Source organism: Allobosea sp. 10N428, assembly GCF_056394545.1.
On record NZ_JBFTIC010000001.1, the window covers coordinates 140,847 to 158,013 of the forward strand.

The following is a 17,167-nucleotide window of genomic DNA, read 5'->3' on the forward strand; positions in this document are numbered from 1 at the left end:
CCCGCGCTGCTGGCAGTGGCCCGCCCGATATGAGCAGGATGCGTTCGGTGCCGCACTCTGGGGATCGCATGAATCGGCCAAGGCTTTCGCCAATCACAGCTCTCGGCTCCGCCGGGGTGCCGTGTCCATGATCATCGAACCGCGCAACGGCGACGCCGAGGACGATGCCAGCAGCACCAAGAAGCACTCGCTGATTGCGATCGCCGGCAGTCTGCTCGGCGAGATCAGCCTGCCCAAGCTCGCGCTCGCCTGGGTTCTGGGCGCCTTGCTGCCGAGCCTCCTTCTGGGCGCAGCTCCGCTGGTCATGACGGCGTGGGTCGCATCGGTATCGGGCCGCGTGGTGGCGCTGGCCGGGATCAGCTCCCTCGTTTTGCTCGCACTTGTCGGAATTGTCGGCTGGTATGGCTTCCGGCCACTGTTCCGCATGGCAGAGAAGAGCTTCTGGTCGTTGAACGCTCTGGTGGTCCAGCCGGGCTACGCGGTCTGCCGCGAAGGGCTGCAGCATCTTGCGGAGAGTTTCAGTTCCGTCGGAACCGATCCCGATAAGCGCGCACGATTGCGGGCAGGCAGCGCGATCGGGGCAGGCTTGCTGGGTTGTGCCGTCGCCGGGGTCGTCTTCTGGCTCGTCTGGGCGGCGACGCGCTGGTCCGGCGGCTTTGCCGATTTCGCCGATCCGCTGCGGCTCGTCGTTCCAGCGCTGGCCAATGCGGTTGCGCTGATGTCGCTCTATCTGGCTGCGGCGTCGCTGCTCTGGGGCCTGGCCGACGGGCTGATGGACCAGCCGCGCGATCTCGATGGCTTCGACACCGCGGCCGCATCGGCGCGGCGATGGCGCGTCGCCCATCTGTCCGACGTCCATGTCGTCGGCGAGCGCTACGGCTTCCGGATCGAAAGCGGGCGCGCGGGTCCGCGCGGCAATGAACGCTTCCTGCAGGTGCTCGACAGGCTGGCGGCGATCCACGCGAGCGAGCCGCTCGACCTGCTGCTCATCACCGGGGACATGACCGATGCCGGGCGCTCGGCCGAGTGGGGCGAATTCCTCGACGCGATGGAACGCCATCCCGCCCTCGCCGGTCGCTGCCTGATCCTGCCGGGCAATCACGACGTCAACATCGTCGACCGCGCCAATCCCGCCCGGCTCGAGCTGCCGGGAAGCCCGGGCAAGCACCTGCGCCAGATGCGGACCCTTTCCGCCATGGCGGCCCTGCAGGGCGAGCGCGTGCAGGTCTTCGACCAGCGCCGGACCAGGCTCGCAGGCAGCCTCAGCGCGGCGCTCGAACCGCATCGCGAGAAGATCGCCGCCTTCGCCGACGCCGGCGGCCTGCGCCGAGCGGTGGGACTCGAAGCCGTCTGGGCGGATGCCTTTCCGATGGTGCTGCCGCCGGCGGAACCGGACGGGCTCGGCGTCATCCTGCTCAACTCGAATGCCGAGGCGCATTTCTCCTTCACCAACGCTCTTGGGCTGGTCGCCGAGGAGGACATGCAGGCCACCATCGCCGCGGCCCGCGCCTTCCCGCAGGCGCGGTGGATTTTGGCGCTCCATCACCACCCGATCGAATATCCGAAACCGGCGAAAGCCTTTTCGGAGCGGATCGGAACCGCGCTGATCAACGGCAGCCGCCTCTTGCGGCTGCTGCGGCCCGTCGCCGCCCGCATGGTCGCGATGCACGGCCACCGCCATATCGACTGGATCGGGCGCTGCGGCGCGCTGAAGATCGTCTCCGCGCCCTCCCCGGTCATGGAGGCGACGAATGCGGAGCCAACCTGCTTCTACATTCACACGCTGGCGGCAGCGCCCGAGGGGATCGCGCTGCTCGAACCGCAGCGCATCCTGATCGCGCCGGCACCGCCCGCCATTACGGCGTGACGGGCGCGCCTTCGGGGACCTTACCTTCCTTCTGCGGCGAGCCGAAGATTTCGGCGAGCCACAGGCTCGACGGATGCAGGGCGCAGAAGGTGAGGAAGGCGATGGTGATAGGCACGCCGATGAAGGCGCCGAAGACACCCCAGAGATAGCTCCAGAAGAACACCGAGAACAGCACTGTCGCCGGCGAGATCGAGAGCGCACTGCCGGCCACGCGCGGCTCGACATAGCTGCCGACGACGAACTGGATCAGGTTGAGGCAGGCGAAGACCGCGACCACCGCCTGCCAGGAGCCGAACTGCGTCATCGCGAACAGCGTCGGGAAGACGGTGGCGACGAGCGGCCCGAGGAACGGGATGTAGTTGAGCGAGAAGGCGATGAAGCCCCATTCCTCGGCCAGTTGCAACCCGACGGCTCTGGCGAAGAGCCAGACCAGGACGCCGGTGATCACGCTCATCAGCGTTCGCACCAGCATGTAGCGCCTGATTTTGGCCGCCGTCATCATGCTGCCTTGCAGCAGCAAGGCCCCAGCGGCGCGGTTGCGCATGCCCTTGAGCTTGCGGCCGAAATCGTCGACCTCCAGCAGCCCGAGAAAGACGTAGACGAGAACAACGAGCCAGAAGCTCATGGTGCTGTTCAGGCGGCCGGTCACGGTCTGCGCGGTGCGCAGCATCCAGCCGACACTGAACGCCTCCGACCAGGCTCCCGCGACCGCGATTCCGTGTCCTTCGAGCCAGAGTGTGATCTGGTCATAGAAAGCCTGGAAGCGGGCGGCGTCGCTGACGATCCAGCGCCCGACACGTCCGAACGCGGACACCACCAGCGACCCGACATAGACGAACGCGACGGTCATGACGATTACGCTGACCGCGAGCGCGAGCAGCCGCGGCAGAAAGCCCTGAAGCATCTTCTGCAGGGGCCAGACCAGCGCGATGATGAACAGCGCGAAGGCGACCGGCGCGAAGACCGAACTCGCGATCGACAGCGCCGCAACGACGAGGATCGTCGCAACGACGACCTGGGCCGCCTGATAGATGCCGCCACTCGTCATAGGCCCGCCCAATTCCGCATCCGGAGCGTCGCCGACACGGCTCGATTTCAAAGACACCCGTCAAACCCCCTTGGTGAACTCGGCGAGATCGAGCGTCGAGCGCTTTCCGATCTCGTCGCGATGCGTCCGGTAGAACATCTCGGCCGAGCGCCTGCCCTCGTCATGCAGCATCGTCAGGAACTCCCACTCGGCATTGAGTTTGGAAGAGTAGCCGAGCTCCGTCATCGCGTCGCTGGCGATGCGGTGGATGCGCATGCGCGCCCAGCGGGCGCCCTCGCCCGAGCCGGAGACTGCCTCACGCTGCAGGAGAGCCATCATGCGCAGCTCCTTCAGCAGAACCGCGTTGAAGGAGACCTCGTTGAGGCGGTTCAGAATGTCGCGCGCCGTCCGCGGTGTGCCCGGCCGCTCGACCGGATTGATCTGGACGAGGATCGTGTCGCTCGCGTTGCTCTCCTCGATCAACGGGGTCATGGTCGGGTTGCCGGAGTAGCCGCCGTCCCAATAGCTGTCGCCGTCGATCTCGACGGCTTGAAACAAGGTCGGCAGGCAGGCCGAGGCGAGCAGCACCTCGGGGGTGATTTCGGCGTTGCGGAAAACGCGGTTGCGGCCGGTCCGGACATTCGTCGCGCTGATGAACAGCTTGATCGGGCATTTCGCGAGCGCCTCGAAGTCGATCACCTCGGCGAGGATGTCCGTCAGCGGGTTCGTGCCCATCGGGTTGAGGCTATAGGGCGAGACGACGCGGGACATCATGTCCATCGCCACGAACAGCGGCGAGGTGTCGAGCGTCCAGCGCCCGAGCAGGACATCGAGCGGCGAACGCTGGAACGGGCTGAAGCGCGCAGCGTCCGAGACCTTCCGCCAGAATTCGTTCAGGGCCTCGCGCGCGCCGGCCCGCCCGCCCGTGACATAACCGGAGGCGAGGACCGCGGCGTTCATGGCGCCGGCCGAGGTGCCCGAGATAGCCTCGATCGTCAGCCAGTCTTCCTCGAGGATCCGGTTCAGCACGCCCCAGGTGTAGGCGCCATGTGCGCCGCCGCCCTGCAAGGCGAGATCGATGTTGAGCGGCTCGCGCGACGCTGCACTGCCGCGCTCATCGCTGGCGCTGCTGGAAGTGGAAGGTGCCTTGCTCACGATTTCACCCTTGTTGATAGAACCGGCCGCCTCACGACGACTTCACCAGCCCGGAGAAGCCCGCGACGGCGAGCAGGCTCAAGGCCCAGCCGACGACCGACTGGAAATAGAAATAGTTGATGGCGGCCCGCCCCCCCGGCTTGGTCGGATTCGGCCGCCAGAAGGTACGCTGCCCCATGTCGAGCACAGGAAGCAGCGTGTCGAGCGAATACATCCAGGGGCTGAAGGCGGGGTAGCTCGAGGCCTCCCAGCGCTGCCGGAAGCAGGCGAGCTGGTTCTGGCCGGGCGCCGCCAGCCCTTGCGACAGGCCGGTGGCGACCAGCGGCCGCTGCTCGCCCCGCTCGATGCCGCACAAGGTCCATTCGGGCGCGCGCAGCACCACGGCGCTGTTGGGCATCAGCGCGCCCTCGCGCTCGGCATAAGCGAAGATTGCGACCCCCACGAGCCAGAAGAACACCAGCCAGACGAGCGCGAAAAGCGGCCTACGGCCGTATCCGAGCGTGATCCCGAGAATGCCGTCGGCGACGAAGAGAATTGCCCGCCAGACCGGGTTCTCCGTCCGGGCGCGGCGCGCCCTGCGCTGCAGGCGCTCCTTGATGACGAGGACGGAGCTGGCATCCTCGCCATGGCCCATCTCGCGAAAGACGGCGGCGAGCTGCTCGTAGGGCTGCGGCCAGAAATCCTCGCCCCAGCGCTTGGGCGTTTGACGCGCCAGCCAGTCCAGACGGCTCTCGGCATCGACCGGCCCGTCGATGAAGGCGCCATAGCGGCAGCGGTTGAGGAGCAGGTCGCCGGCCCTCGGCCAGCTCGCTGCCTCGTCATGGATCGTACCGATCGAGGCGCCGGTGAGTGCGAGCGTGCCGTCCAGCCTTGCCTCGCGCCGCAGGAAGAACGCTCCCTTGACCACGACACGGCTCGCTTCGATGGCCGTCTGCCCGGCATTTTCCACGGTCGTGCCGGAGCAATCGAGATCGCCGGCGATGGCCGAGCCGATCAGCCGCACCTCCCCCGTGATCCGGGTGCCGCGCAGGACGACGCTGCCGTGGCAGGCGATCTCGCCGGCGTCGAGCGCCATTCGATCGAAAGCGGGGATGCTCGCACCGGCCGCATCCAGATCGGCGGCCAGCACGGCGCCGGACAGGTTGATCCCGCCGCGCAACATCGCCCCGCGCAGGAGCACGTTGCGAGCCTCCAGGCTGCGGCCCAGCAGTGCATAGTCTCCGCGGTTGCGGATCGCCGCACCATCGCATTGCAGGTTCCCGCCGAGCCGCGCCTGGTCGAGATTGACCGCCCCCTCGACCTCCGCGCCCCGCAGATAGACCCCGCCGCGCGCCTCCAATCGCTCGCCCTGCAGGCCGGGAAGCCGCGAGCCATCGAGGAACAGCCGGTTGATGATCGCCGCGCGCAGGATCGGCGTCGCCTCGAAATGGCAGTCGTTCAGGCCGATATCGCGAAAGACGCGGCAGGCTTCGAGATCGAGGACCTCCGTGATCCAGGCGCCCCGGATCAGGACGCCCTTCTCATGCGGGCGGAAGCCCGGCTCGCCGCCCAGGATCAGGAAGCGCAGGAAGGGGGCGCGAACCGACCGGGTCGGATCCGCCTGCGTGGGCAGGATGCCATCCCCCAGCCTGTCGAAATTGCCGGACTGGAGCCTGGCGACGATCTCCTCCTCTGCCGGAAGCAGAGGCCGGAAATCGTCGAGACGCGCGGTCGACGCCGCCCAGACGGCGGCCTCCGCTCCCAGGCTCCAGTCCAGGGTCACGTCGCGGCCGCTTGCGTGTCCGCCACGGCCGAGAGGGCTTCGCGCAGCTGGGCTTCCTTCGTTTCATCGAAGGAGGTGCTGATCAACGTGCCGCCGGTTCCCTTGAGATCGGCCAGAACCTTGTCGGTGGTCATCTTGCGGATCAGCAGGAAGAGACCGGCGGTGTTCGGCTGGAGCGCCGAGGCGGCATCCTTCATGAACTGGTCGTTGATGCCGATGTCGCTGAACTTGCCGCCCAGCGCACCCGAGGCGGCGCCGATCGCGGTGCCGATGAGCGGCGACAGGAAGATGAAGCCGATCAGCGTGCCCCAGAGCGCGCCCGAAGCCGCGCCCGTGGCGGTCAGGTTGATCATCTGGTTCAGCTTGACGTGGCCCTTGTCGTCCTTGACCACGACGACGGCGTCGCCGAGCTCGATCAGGTATTCGCGCTGAAGCGAGAGGACCTTCTGACGGACCTCCTCGGCCTTCTGTTCGGTCGGAAAGGCGATGAAGACGAGATCGCTCATGAGTGTAGCTCCGGGTTCGGGCGGGGGGGAAAGATTGACTGGCCGGGTACCGCCCGTGCCCTGCCGATCAGGAATTCGGCCAGCAGCGGGACAGGACGCCCCGTAGCGCCGCGGATGCGGCCCGCGGTCGAAGCGGTTCCGGAGATGTCCAGATGCGCCCAGGGATAGGCGGTGGCGAAGCGGGCCAGATCGGAGGCGGCGGCGATGGCGTCGGGCGGTCCGTCGGCCGGGTCCGCCTCACCGGCCGGAGAGGACGCCGGATCGTCATCCCATAGCGGCAGCCGCCAGACGCGATCGCCAGACCGTCCACCGCATTTCATCAGTTCCGATGCAAGAGCTTCGTCATTGGCGAACAGGCCGCTGGCATGACTGCCCAAGGCGACGACGCAGGCGCGCGTCAGCGCTGCGACATCGATGACGCAGCTCGGCGAAAACTGTGCGGCGTAGCCAAGCACGTCGCCCAGCAGCGAGGACTCATGTGCCTGCCGGCGCCGGACTGCTTTCGGCGCGGCTGGGCGCCATCCGCCTTGACGCGGTGTCCAACCCTGGCTGGCGACGATGAGCCCCACGACATTCAGAGCGAGGCCGAGCCGTTCCACCGTCCGCATCGCGCCCAGCACGCTGGCGATCCCGCTGATGTCGCGGATCGGGGCGCGATGCAGGCGCTGCTCATGCTCGGGCAGCGCGTCCAGCGCCGCGACGCCGTTACCGATCAGGACAATCGGCCGGCCCGTCGCCATGCGCCGGTCACTTCTCAGGACGATGAGTTTGCAGTCGCCAGCGGCGATCTGTTCTCCGGCGAGAAACGCCGCCAGCCCGTGTTCCTCGAATTCGCGCCGCCCGAGCACGTCGACGCTGAAGCCGAACTGGCTCGCCATCGCCTCGGCCGTCCGCGCGATGAAAGTCGGCGTGCACAGATCCGGCGGCAGGTTTCCGAGCTCCTTGGCGAAGGAGACGCCCTCTCCGATGGCCACGCCCTGCCGAAGCGCCGTGACCAGCTCCGAGGTCAGGGTTTGCGGCACCAGCAGCATGATGTTGCGCCGCTCCTCCCGAATGGGCACGTCAGGCAATCCGAAATCATAGCGGCCATCGGCGAGGATGCGCCCCGCCTGCTGCATCCGCCAGCTGAGCGTCCGGCGCGGGACCTCGTTCTCCGCCAGCGTCACGACTACCTCGGTAGCGGGGTCGCCATTGAGGGCTTTGGCCACGACGGAGAGTACCTGGCGATAGGCCCTGTCCGAAAAAGTCTCCGCACGTCCCAGGCCGACCAGCAGCAGTCGTTTCGCCGCGACGCCCGGCAACGGCCCGACCATTTGCACGGCGCCAACGGCGTCCCCGAGACCGGCCCGGCCGAGGATGCCGGCGAGCCGGCCGGAGCAGCGATCGTTCACGGCCCGAGCCGACCCCGTCAGCGGGCCATCGCCGAAGACGCCGAGGACGAGCAACTCGGCCCCGAGCTTTTCCGCTTCTCCGACTGCCGGAATGATCTCCATGGATGCCCTCTGCCGGGGAAACATCGTGTCGGTGGCCACATTTCGAAACGCTTTGACCTGGTATCGCGCCAGCTCCCGCCGCCGCGTCACGGTCGCTGCGGCGAAGCAGCGGCCTCCTGACGCGAGCCGGATCGCTGCTCGGGCAACAGCCTGACGCGTTGACCGGGATGCAGCGCCTGGATACCGGCCGAGACGATCGCTTCACCCGGCTCCAGCCCCTGTGACAGGATGACCTTGCCCGGATCGAAGCGCAGCACATCGACGCTGCGCAGGGAGACGGTCGACTTGACGGGATCGACGATCCACACGGCGGGCGAGCGGCCCTGCTGGGTCAGCGCGCTCGCGGGGATCGAGACGATTGCGGAGGTGGTGAGCTCGACCGTGCCGACGACGGTGGAGCCGAGCCGCATCGCCTCGGGCGGATTCTGCAAGCCGACCCTGATGGCGAAGGTCCGGGTCACCGGATCGGCCTGCGGGGCGACCTCGCGCACTGCGCCATAGGCCGTTACCGTCGGCGCATCGGCCAGCGCGACGCGGATCCGAGCGTCGCTGAGATGGGTATCGAGCACGGCCGCCGGCACGTTGAAGACCGCATCACGGCTGTCGTCGCGGGCGATCTGGACGACGACCTGACCGGGCTGCACGACCTCCCCAGGCTCGATCTGCCGCGCCGTCACCACGCCATCGACATTGGTGCGCAATTCGGTGAAGCCGAGGCGGTCCCGCGCCAGCTCGAGCTGCGCCTCCGCATTCTCCAGCCGGGCCTGCGCGGTTTCCTGGGCGCGCTGCGCCTGGTCGAAACGCGGCCTCGTGGTGAAGCCCTGCGCCATCAGGCGCTCCTGGCGCTCGAAGGTGTTGCGCGCCGTGTCGACCTCGCCGCGGGCAGCTTCCAGCGCCGCCTTGGCTGCCGCCAGCGCATTCTGTTCGAGGGCCGGTTCGAGCCTTGCGATGACCTGCCCCGCCTTCACCCGGTCGCCGACATTCACCGGGCGTTCGAGGACGCGCCCGCCGATGCGGAAGGCGAGCCCGACATCCTTCTTCGCCTGGATCTCACCGCTGAGCTGGATGTCGTCGGAGAACTGCCCGGCCTCGACCGTGACGACCCCGACAGGCCTCCCCTCCGCCTGCGGCGCCTTCTCGCTGCTGCAGGAAACGAGAACCGTTCCCAGCAACGCGGCGGCGGCGACCCGTCCCAACCCGTTCATCGGCATCCGCCTCGTCGCGATCGCGCTCATGACAGGGAGCCTCCCGCACCGGCCGTCCGCCCCGCCCTGCCGCCCGCGCTCGCTGCGCCGAAGACGGTGACGTAGAGGACAGGCAGAAGAACGAGGGTCAGCACGGTCGCGACCAGCAGGCCGCCCATGATCGCGAAGGCCATCGGCCCCCAGAACACGGTCGGCGCGATCGGGATCATGCCGAGCACGGTCGAGATGGCCGTCAGCATGATCGGGCGGAAGCGCGTGCCGGCGGCGTCGATGGCGGCTTCGACCACGCCCTTGCCGGCTGCACGCTCGTCCTCGATCTGTCCGACCAGGATCACCGCGTTCTTGGTGATGATGCCGATCAAAGCGAGGATGCCGAGCAGCGCGACGAAGCCGAGCGGCTTGCCGGAAAGCAGCAGCGCTCCGACGACGCCGATCAGTCCGAGCGGCGCGATGCTGAGCACGATGGCGAAGAGCCTGAAGCTCCTGAGCTGCGCCATCAGCACCGTGAACATGATCAGCAGCATCACGGGGATCACGGCGATGACCGATGCCTGCGACTTGGCGCTCTCCTCGACCGTGCCGCCGACGGTGATGTCGTAGCCGGCCGGCAGCGTCTTCCGGAGCGCGTCAACCGAGGGCTGCAGTGCGCCGACGACGGCATCCGGCAAGGTGCCGGGCGGCACATCGGCCGAGACCGTCAGGTTCGGCACCCGGTCGCGACGCCAGATCAGCGGCGCGTCGAGCCCGTAGCTGAAGCTCACGAACTGCGAGACCGGCACCGAGCGGCCGCTCGGCAGCGCGACCTGCATGCTGCGCAGCGTGTCGAGCGAGGCGCGCTCGGCGTCCTGGGCCCGCACGACGACGTCGACGAGGTAGATGGAGTCGCGCACCTGGGTGACGACCGTGCCGGAGACTACGGTGTTGACGATCGCGGCGACTGCGGCGGAGCTGAGGCCGAGCCGGCGCGCCTCGTCCTGGTCGACGCGCAGCCGCAGCTCGCGGGCGGGCTCGATCCAGTCGAAATTGATCTGGAGCGCCTTGGGATTCGACGCGACGACCTGCGCGAGTTGCATCGCGATGGTGCGGACCTCGGCGATGTCGGGGCCGCTGACGCGGTACTGGACCGGCCAGCCGACCGGTGGGCCGAGCTCGAGCGGCGAGACGCGCCCGACCACATTGGGGAAGTCCTTCGCGAGGAGCGCCTCGAGCTTCTTCTGCAGCCGCTCGCGTGCCGCAACATCCTTGGCGACGATCACGGCCTGGCTGAAGAAGTCGTTGGGAAGCTGCGCATTCAGTGGCAGGTAGAAGCGGATCGCGCCGCGGCCGACATAGGTGCTCCAGCGCTCGACATCGGGATCGCCTTTCAGTGAGGCCTCGAAGCGCTCGACGAGGTTCTCGCTCGCATAGATCGAGGCGTTCTGCGGCAGGGTGAGGTCGACGAGCAGCTCGGGCCGGTCCGAGGCCGGGAAGAACTGCCGCGGCACGAGCGCCAGGGCCAGGATCGACGCCACGAACAGGCCGAGCGTCACTGCGATCGTCACCCAGCGCAGCTTGATCGCGCCGGAGAGCAGGGAGCGGAAGCCGCGTTCGACCCGCCCTGGCTCCTTGCCCTGGGCCGAAGCGTCAGGTGCCTTCAGCATGGCGACGCCGAGCACCGGAGCGAAGAGGACGGCCACGAACCAGGATACGACGAGCGCGATCGTCACCACCGCGAAGAGCGAGAAGGTGTATTCGCCGGCCGAGCTCGCCGCGAAGCCGATCGGCACGAAGCCGGCGATGGTCACCAGCGTGCCGGCCAGCATCGCAGTGGCGTATTTGTCGAAGGCGAAGGTCGCCGCCTTCATCTTCGCGTCGCCTGCGGCCAGCCGCGTGACCATGGCATCGGTCGTGGTCATGGCGTCGTCGACCAATAGCGCGAGCGCGATGATGAGCGCGCCGAGCGAGATTCGCTGCATGTCGATGCCGGCGACCAGCATGCAGGCGAAGACGATGGCGAGCGTCAGCGGGATCGCGAGCGCGACGACGAGGCCCGGCCGCACGCCAAGGCTAATGAAGCTGATGAAGAGGATGATGCCGACCGCCTGCCAAAGCGAGGTCATGAAGTCGTTGATCGCGTGCGAGACCGTTACGGCCTGGTCGGCGACGAGATAAGGCTCGATGCCCAGCGGCAGGCCGGCGGTGATCCCTGCCATCGCCTTCTTGATGTTGCTGCCGAGCGCCAGGATGTCGCCGCCCTCGCGCATGGCGATGCCCAGCCCGATCGCATCGCGCCCATTGACGCGGAACATCGGCGCCGGCGGATCGACCTGTCCGCGCCTGATCGTCGCGATGTCGGCGAGGCGCACCATCCGGTCGCCGGCCGGGAAGTTGATGCCGAGCAGATCGGCCTCGGACTGGAAGGCGCCGGACACCCGTACCGAGAACGTCTCGTCCTGCGTCTGCACCTCGCCCGCCGGCCGGACCACGTTCTGCGCCTGGAGCGCCGCAAGCAGCGCGGAACGATCGAGGCCGAGATTGGCGAGCTCTCTCACCGAGAATTCGATGAAGATGCGTTCGTCCTGCGCGCCGATGATCTCGATCTTCGAGACATCGGGCACGAGCAGCAGGCGCGACCGGATGGTCTCGACATGGTCGCGCAGCTCGCGGCTGGAGAAGCCGTCCGAGGTGAAGCCGTAGATGATGCCGAACGTGTCGCCGAAGCGGTCGTTGAAGAACGGCCCGAGCGTGCCGGCCGGCAGCGTGTGCCGCATATCGGCGATGAGATTGCGCACTCTGTACCAGGTGTCCTGGACCAGGCGGCCGGGCACTTCACCCTTGAGGTTGACGAAGATCGTCGTCACGCCGGGCTTGGTGTAGCTGCGCACGCTGTCGAGGCCGGGCGTCTCCTCGAGCTGCCGCTCGAGGCGCTCGGTGACCTGGCTCAGCGTGTCTTCCATGCTGGCGCCGGGCCAAACCGCCGAAACCACCATCGTCTTGATGACGAAAGCCGGGTCCTCGTTGCGGCCGAGACGGATAAAAGCAAAGATTCCGGCCGCGACCGCTACGATCATGAGATAGATCACGACCGAGCGGCTCTTCAGCGCCCATTCCGAGAGGTTGAAGCTCATCGCGGCTCCGCTCCGATCAGGCGTACGCGCTGGCCTTCATGCAGAAGCCCCGCTCCGGCGGTGACGACGATGTCGCCGATGTCCAAGCCCTTGGCGATCCTGGCCGCCGCCGGGTCCGCGCTCGCGACGTCGAGCTTCCGCAGCGAGACCGTCAGATTCTTGGGGTCGACCACCCATGCCCCTGTCGCCTGATCACGCTGCGTCAGGGCCGTCGCGGGGATGGTGATGGCGCCGCTCGCGCTGGCGCGGATCGAGCCCGAGACGGCAGCGCCGAGCCGGAAGGCCGGCGTGGGGTCTGTGAGGCCGACCCTGATCCGGAAGGTTCGGGTCACCGGGTCCGCCTGCGGCGCGATCTCGCGCACGCGGCCGGTCGCCTCCGCGCCCGCCTCCCCGGTGAGCGCAACCCGCACCCGCATGCCGGGCGTGAGCTGACGCACCAGATCGGCCGGGATCTCGAAGACCGCGTCGCGGCCCTCTCGCCGCGCGAGCTGGACGATCATCCGGCCGGCCGTGACGACCTCGGAAGGCTCCGCGCCGACACGCGTCACGATGCCCGGCGCGTCAGCCGTCAACGTCGTGAAGCCGACGACGTCCTCGGCGGAGCGGACACGCGCCTGGGTGGCGTCGACCTGCGCGCGGGCTGCCGTGAGCGCCTGCTGGGCGGCCTCGAAATCGGCCTGCGTGGTGATGTGGCGATCGAGCAGATGGCTCTGCCGCTGGAACTGGTTCTCTGCCTTGCGCAGATCGCCCTGCGCGGCCGTGAGCGCAGCCTGGGCCGAGCGGAGATCGTTGAGCTCGTTCTCGGGGTCGAGCCGCGCGACGATCTCTCCCTCCTTCACGCTCGCGCCGACGCCGACAAGGCGCTCAGCCAGCCGTCCGCCGATGCGGAACGCCAGCGAGGCCTGATCCTGCGCTTCGATATGGCCGGTGAAGGCGAGATCGGGCGCCTGGCGCGGCGCCTCGACCGTCACGGTGCGGACATAGCGCACCGGAGGCGGAGCCTCCTTCTCCTCCCGATTGCAGGAGGCGACGCCGAGCGCGACGACGGCCGCGGCCGCGACGCAGCCCAGGCGCGATGAACCTTCGCTGCGCCTCATGCCCGCTCCGCGGAAGCCCCCCGGTGCCGTGTCGGCCCCGGACGCCGTAAGCCTCGCCTCTGCATCGAACTGTTCCTCTGACGGCTGCCGCGTCGCGCATCCGCAAGCGCGTTTGCGCCCAGCAAAGCTCTTCGGGACCCTGGATCGACGCTAGCAACAGCCGAGGAGGCGTGGATTAGCTCAGAATCCCAACTCTGGGCTGCTCATCCCATTGTTGGGAAAGGTCACTCTCCCGCTAGGTCACGCTCAACGGTTCCCGCGTCGAGACACGGCGCAGACCGAGGGCAACCGCCAGCAACAGGGAGAGCCCGGCCGCGGCGACCGCGGCCATGACGAGGTAGATCTGCTCTCCCCACGTCTCGTAGAGCAGGCCGCAAAGGGTCGTCAGGACGGCCATGGCGCCGGCCCAGCTGCCCGCGAGCCAGGCCTGGGCACTGGCTTGCATTCCGCCCGGCGCCAGCCGCGCGAGGAGGAAGATGCCGGCAAGATGCGTAGCGCCGAATGTCACCCCGTGCGTCAACTGGAGAAACACCAGCGTGGAAAGGCTCGGATCCTGCGACATCGCTCCCCAGCGCAGGATGGTGGCGACCGCCGCGACGACCAGCAGGCCGGCTGCGCTCGAGACGCCTTTGACGCGGTAGCCAAGGAAGGAAAACAACACGACCTCGGACAGGACACCGAGCGCCCAGAGCCCGCCCATCGCTGCGCCGGGAACCCCGGCTGCCTGCCAATGGAGCGTACCGAAGCCATAGTATGCGGCGTGGCTTGCCTGCACCAAGGCCGCGCCGGCAATTGTGCCGATGAGCAGCAATGGGCGCACCGCCCGCGCTTCGTTCGCTTCGGCAGCGCGCGGGCCGTTCGATCGGGGGGCCATGCAGCTGGTAGCGGCCGCCGCCGTGAGGACGGACGAGAGCAGCAGCATTGGGACGATCGAAGAGGTCGAAAACCATTCGAGCGACCAGCCGGTTGCGAGATTGGCTGCGGCGAAACCGAGCGATCCCCACAGCCGGATGCGCCCGTAAGTCAGCTCGGATCGCGGCGTTTCGGCGAGACGGCCGAGCGTCATCGCGTCGGCCAAGGCAATCAATGGGCCCTGCGCCAGAGCAATGGCGACGACGACGGCGAGGATCGGCCAGAAGCCGCGCGCGACGGTCAGGAGGCCGGTGCCGGCAGCAACCAGCGCCGCGCAGACCGCAAGCGTCGCCGAGATGCGTCCGCTCCGGTCCGCGAACGCCCCGACCGTGGGATTCGCGATAATTCGGATCAGCAACGGCGCCGCCAGAACAATGCCGATGGCGTCGGCGTCGAGAGACTGCGCTTGCAGCCAGAGCGGGAAGAACGGGAGATTGACCCCAAGTTCGAAGAACAGACATGCGTAGAGAAGCGAAAGCCGCCCCCTGGGCAGGCCAGCGGCCGGGCTCGCTAGCGGGACCTGCCGAACAGCAGAATCCGAGGTCCACCGGCCGAAACGCGGCGTTCTGGCACGTGCTCGAAGCCGCATCGTTCAGCCTTCGATCGCCTCGCCCCGCTCATCGGTGAAGGCGCGCACGATCCCCTGCTCACGCGCTTCGGTCGGGCTGTAGCCGAACTCGCGGCGAAAGGCCCGGCTGAAGGTGGAATGATCGACGAATCCGACCTCGCTTCCGATCGCGTGGATCGAAAGCGTTTCACGCTGCGAGCTCAACCGGAGATGGGCTTCGCGCAGCCGCTCCCTGTTGATGAAATGAGCCACCCCGCCACAGTTCTCGAAAAGCCGGTAGAGCTTCGAGCGGGACATCGCCAGCAGGCGGGCCAGCCGTTCAGGGCCGAAATCCGGCGAGGCCATGTTCTGGCGCACGACATTGCGGGCCCTGTCGACGAGAACCGATCCAAGAGGCGCCCTCGCCGCCTCTTGGTAAACCGATTGCGGGATGATGCAGGCCGCAACGAGCGCCCTGGTCGGCATTTCGAGGCTTGCTGCATGCTCCGCGGTGACGTGCGGCAACTGTCGCACCAGACTGTCCAAGTAGCCGATGAGCAGGGGCGCGAAATCCTGGCTCACGGCCAGATCATGCGCCCAATCGAAGCGCTGCTCGTCGGCAACGCGCTGGTCGCGCGGGAGATACAGGGTGATAACCTCGCTGTCCCGGGCTCTCCCCTCATAAGGGAGCGCCAGCGAACGGAAGCTCAGCTCTTCGTGCAGCACGCCGTTCGCAGCCTTCGTCCGCGCCAGCACGACGCACCAATGATCCAGATAGGATCTGGGGCGGTGCCGCCATTGCCTGTCCGGCGCGCCGGAATAGACGACATGCGTCAGGGCAAGCTCGCCCACGCGCCATGAGGCGAATTCGGCGGCGAATCCCGCCAGGGATTCGCGCGTCGGGAAAAGCTCGATGGTGTTCCCATGCAAGGACCGCCAAGCGTCAAATTGATCCTTCGCGTGAAGCTCTGCAGTGCAAAAATGCGCTACGGAAAACACGCTGGTGTCCTTCCTCACCCCGCCATGAGAGAAAGCCGGCATCGGACACTCCGATCATTCGACGCTCGTCAGAAGTAAGGTGAAATTCCAGCACAAACCGAAGTCGATTGAAATTGATCGAAGTCAATAAACTGAAACAAGATCAATATTGCTTATTCAGTATTTCAAGTTTAGTATATCAGTCAAATATTGGCACCATCGACCTAGGCCGTCAACCCTATGGCGTCGCTGCGGCATCGAACACTCTGATCGGCGCGGTGACGAGGAGTGTCGCCGCCGAGCCGATCGCCCCGGCAGCAGCCAGCGGTGCCGGAACGTCGACATCGGTGATCACCTGGCCTTGCAGCAACCTGTCGCCGATCAGGCGAACGGCGTCCGGGCTGGCCGCGAACAGATCATGGTTGATCCTGTCCCCCGCATTGATCGCGGACAGATCGATCACGGTGATCCCCGACAGCCCCGCGAACTGGGTGCGGTACTCCTCCTGCGTCGGGTCGATGCCGCCGAGCCGGGTCCCCCCGCGCGAAATAAAGCGGGACAGCTGCAGTGCCCGGTCGTGCTGTGCCGTGAACAGGGTGATCTGCGGTCGTTTCGGACCCATATCTTCGATCTGACGGCGGAAGACCCCGACATCGAGATCTGGCGATGCCAGGATGAGGTTGCTGATCTTGCGCGGGACGCCGCCATCCCTGAGGGCGATCTGCCTGACCGCTTCGACCGCGGGCCAGCTCCCCATCGAATGGGCCAGGATCACGATTTCCCGAACCGAGGGGCTCGCAGCCGCCACCTTCAGCAGATCCGCCAGATCCGAGCGCGAGTAGGAGGCATTGTCGAAGTCGCGGCTGTAGTCGAGCAGATAGCCGCGCGATGGCCAGGAGAACAGCACGGGCGCCGCATCGGCATCCGCATCATGCGCCAGCTGCGCGAAACGGAAGACTGCGCGGTCGAACGGCGTGTTGAATCCGTGGACGAAGACGAAGACGCGCTTCGACCGCCCGCTCGTCGAACGAAACCAGTCGACGAGCTTGGCTTTCGGCAGCGGCGTCGCGCTTGTGACGACGAAATCCGTGGCGGGATTGCCGGGAACCGAGCGCGGCAACTGGATTGTGCCGGCCTCGCGCTCACGCGGGATCGAGACGATGATATTGCTGAACGAAACATGCTCGCCCCGGTCGCCGGTGAAGAGGATACCGGGATCGGGCGAGGCTGCGCGCGTCGTTGCCGCCAGCATATCGACCCGGTCGGTTCCGGGCGCCGCGGCGACGGGCTGCAGCAGCCCCTGCGGCGTCGAGGCGCAAGCGCCGAGACCGACGGCAAATACCAGGAGAGCAAGACGGCATAGAACCATCCGGCCGATATGCGCGCGCAGCTCAGGCCGAATCCTGCCGCCGGTCGCGCAGCGGGCCCCCGCCCAGCTTGCGCGGCCATTATCTTTGCCCCGAGCTGGCATCGCTTCGACTCGTTAGGTTACCGGTAGGCGGCATTTCGCA

Annotated in this window: 12 protein-coding genes; 1 reads left to right on the top strand and 11 read right to left on the bottom strand. The window is 67.4% G+C overall.

Annotated features, from left to right (window positions below):
* Positions 1 to 127 precede the first annotated feature (127 nt).
* Positions 128 to 1,867: a metallophosphoesterase family protein gene (locus tag AC1DDA_RS00705; protein WP_476794219.1), complete on the top strand. Its 1,740-nt coding sequence runs from the start codon at positions 128 to 130 to the stop codon at positions 1,865 to 1,867.
* Here AC1DDA_RS00705 and AC1DDA_RS00710 read toward each other — a convergent pair.
* The 11 genes from AC1DDA_RS00710 to AC1DDA_RS00760 all read right to left on the bottom strand — a co-directional run bounded on the left by AC1DDA_RS00710 (position 1,857) and on the right by AC1DDA_RS00760 (position 17,025).
* Positions 1,857 to 2,915: an AI-2E family transporter gene (locus AC1DDA_RS00710; RefSeq protein WP_476795110.1), complete on the bottom strand. Its 1,059-nt coding sequence runs from the start codon at positions 2,913 to 2,915 to the stop codon at positions 1,857 to 1,859. The genes AC1DDA_RS00705 and AC1DDA_RS00710 overlap by 11 nt on opposite strands.
* A gap of 60 nt (positions 2,916 to 2,975) precedes the next feature.
* On the bottom strand, positions 2,976 to 3,962 hold the full coding sequence (locus tag AC1DDA_RS00715) for a patatin-like phospholipase family protein (RefSeq protein ID WP_441513511.1): 987 nt from the start codon (positions 3,960 to 3,962) through the stop codon (positions 2,976 to 2,978).
* A 118-nt stretch (positions 3,963 to 4,080) separates the two neighbouring features.
* Entirely contained in the window at positions 4,081 to 5,811 is a 1,731-nt protein-coding gene (locus tag AC1DDA_RS00720; RefSeq protein WP_476794220.1) for a hypothetical protein, read from the bottom strand.
* A complete protein-coding gene (locus AC1DDA_RS00725; RefSeq protein WP_441513237.1) occupies positions 5,808 to 6,317 on the bottom strand; it encodes a DUF1269 domain-containing protein in 510 nt (169 codons plus the stop codon). Before AC1DDA_RS00725 ends, AC1DDA_RS00720 begins: the two co-directional genes overlap by 4 nt.
* On the bottom strand, positions 6,314 to 7,810 hold the full coding sequence (locus tag AC1DDA_RS00730; RefSeq protein WP_476794221.1) for a M17 family peptidase N-terminal domain-containing protein: 1,497 nt from the start codon (positions 7,808 to 7,810) through the stop codon (positions 6,314 to 6,316). The genes AC1DDA_RS00725 and AC1DDA_RS00730 overlap by 4 nt, the downstream gene beginning before the upstream one ends.
* A gap of 86 nt (positions 7,811 to 7,896) precedes the next feature.
* Positions 7,897 to 9,045 carry an efflux RND transporter periplasmic adaptor subunit gene (locus AC1DDA_RS00735; RefSeq protein ID WP_476794222.1) on the bottom strand — a complete coding sequence of 383 codons (1,149 nt, stop codon included), beginning with the start codon at positions 9,043 to 9,045 and terminating at the stop codon, positions 7,897 to 7,899.
* Positions 9,042 to 12,122 (bottom strand): efflux RND transporter permease subunit, encoded by a 3,081-nt coding sequence (locus AC1DDA_RS00740; RefSeq protein ID WP_476778395.1) that lies wholly within the window; start codon positions 12,120 to 12,122, stop codon positions 9,042 to 9,044. The genes AC1DDA_RS00735 and AC1DDA_RS00740 overlap by 4 nt, the downstream gene beginning before the upstream one ends.
* The gene (locus tag AC1DDA_RS00745) at positions 12,119 to 13,219 is read right to left on the bottom strand and encodes an efflux RND transporter periplasmic adaptor subunit (protein ID WP_476794223.1); all 1,101 of its coding nucleotides are present in this window, start codon (positions 13,217 to 13,219) and stop codon (positions 12,119 to 12,121) included. The genes AC1DDA_RS00740 and AC1DDA_RS00745 overlap by 4 nt, the downstream gene beginning before the upstream one ends.
* Positions 13,220 to 13,454: 235 nt before the next feature.
* Complete coding sequence (locus tag AC1DDA_RS00750) at positions 13,455 to 14,720, bottom strand: MFS transporter (protein ID WP_476794224.1); 1,266 nt, start codon at positions 14,718 to 14,720, stop codon at positions 13,455 to 13,457.
* A gap of 3 nt (positions 14,721 to 14,723) precedes the next feature.
* Positions 14,724 to 15,608, bottom strand: a complete 885-nt coding sequence (locus AC1DDA_RS00755) for a helix-turn-helix transcriptional regulator (RefSeq protein WP_476794225.1) — start codon at positions 15,606 to 15,608, stop codon at positions 14,724 to 14,726.
* A gap of 286 nt (positions 15,609 to 15,894) precedes the next feature.
* Positions 15,895 to 17,025 (bottom strand): alpha/beta hydrolase, encoded by a 1,131-nt coding sequence (locus tag AC1DDA_RS00760; protein ID WP_476794226.1) that lies wholly within the window; start codon positions 17,023 to 17,025, stop codon positions 15,895 to 15,897.
* Positions 17,026 to 17,167 lie beyond the last annotated feature (142 nt).

Bases quoted from the DNA above. Each gene is read 5' to 3' on its own strand.
- AC1DDA_RS00705 (WP_476794219.1), top strand. From the start codon at position 128: ATGATCATCGAACCGCGCAACGGCGACGCCGAGGACGATGCCAGCAGC.
- AC1DDA_RS00710 (WP_476795110.1), bottom strand. From the start codon at position 2,915: ATGACGAGTGGCGGCATCTATCAGGCGGCCCAGGTCGTCGTTGCGACG.
- AC1DDA_RS00725 (WP_441513237.1), bottom strand. From the start codon at position 6,317: ATGAGCGATCTCGTCTTCATCGCCTTTCCGACCGAACAGAAGGCCGAG.
- AC1DDA_RS00730 (WP_476794221.1), bottom strand. From the start codon at position 7,810: ATGGAGATCATTCCGGCAGTCGGAGAAGCGGAAAAGCTCGGGGCCGAG.
- AC1DDA_RS00735 (WP_476794222.1), bottom strand. From the start codon at position 9,045: ATGAGCGCGATCGCGACGAGGCGGATGCCGATGAACGGGTTGGGACGG.
- AC1DDA_RS00740 (WP_476778395.1), bottom strand. From the start codon at position 12,122: ATGAGCTTCAACCTCTCGGAATGGGCGCTGAAGAGCCGCTCGGTCGTG.
- AC1DDA_RS00745 (WP_476794223.1), bottom strand. From the start codon at position 13,219: ATGAGGCGCAGCGAAGGTTCATCGCGCCTGGGCTGCGTCGCGGCCGCG.
- AC1DDA_RS00750 (WP_476794224.1), bottom strand. From the start codon at position 14,720: ATGCGGCTTCGAGCACGTGCCAGAACGCCGCGTTTCGGCCGGTGGACC.
- AC1DDA_RS00760 (WP_476794226.1), bottom strand. From the start codon at position 17,025: ATGGTTCTATGCCGTCTTGCTCTCCTGGTATTTGCCGTCGGTCTCGGC.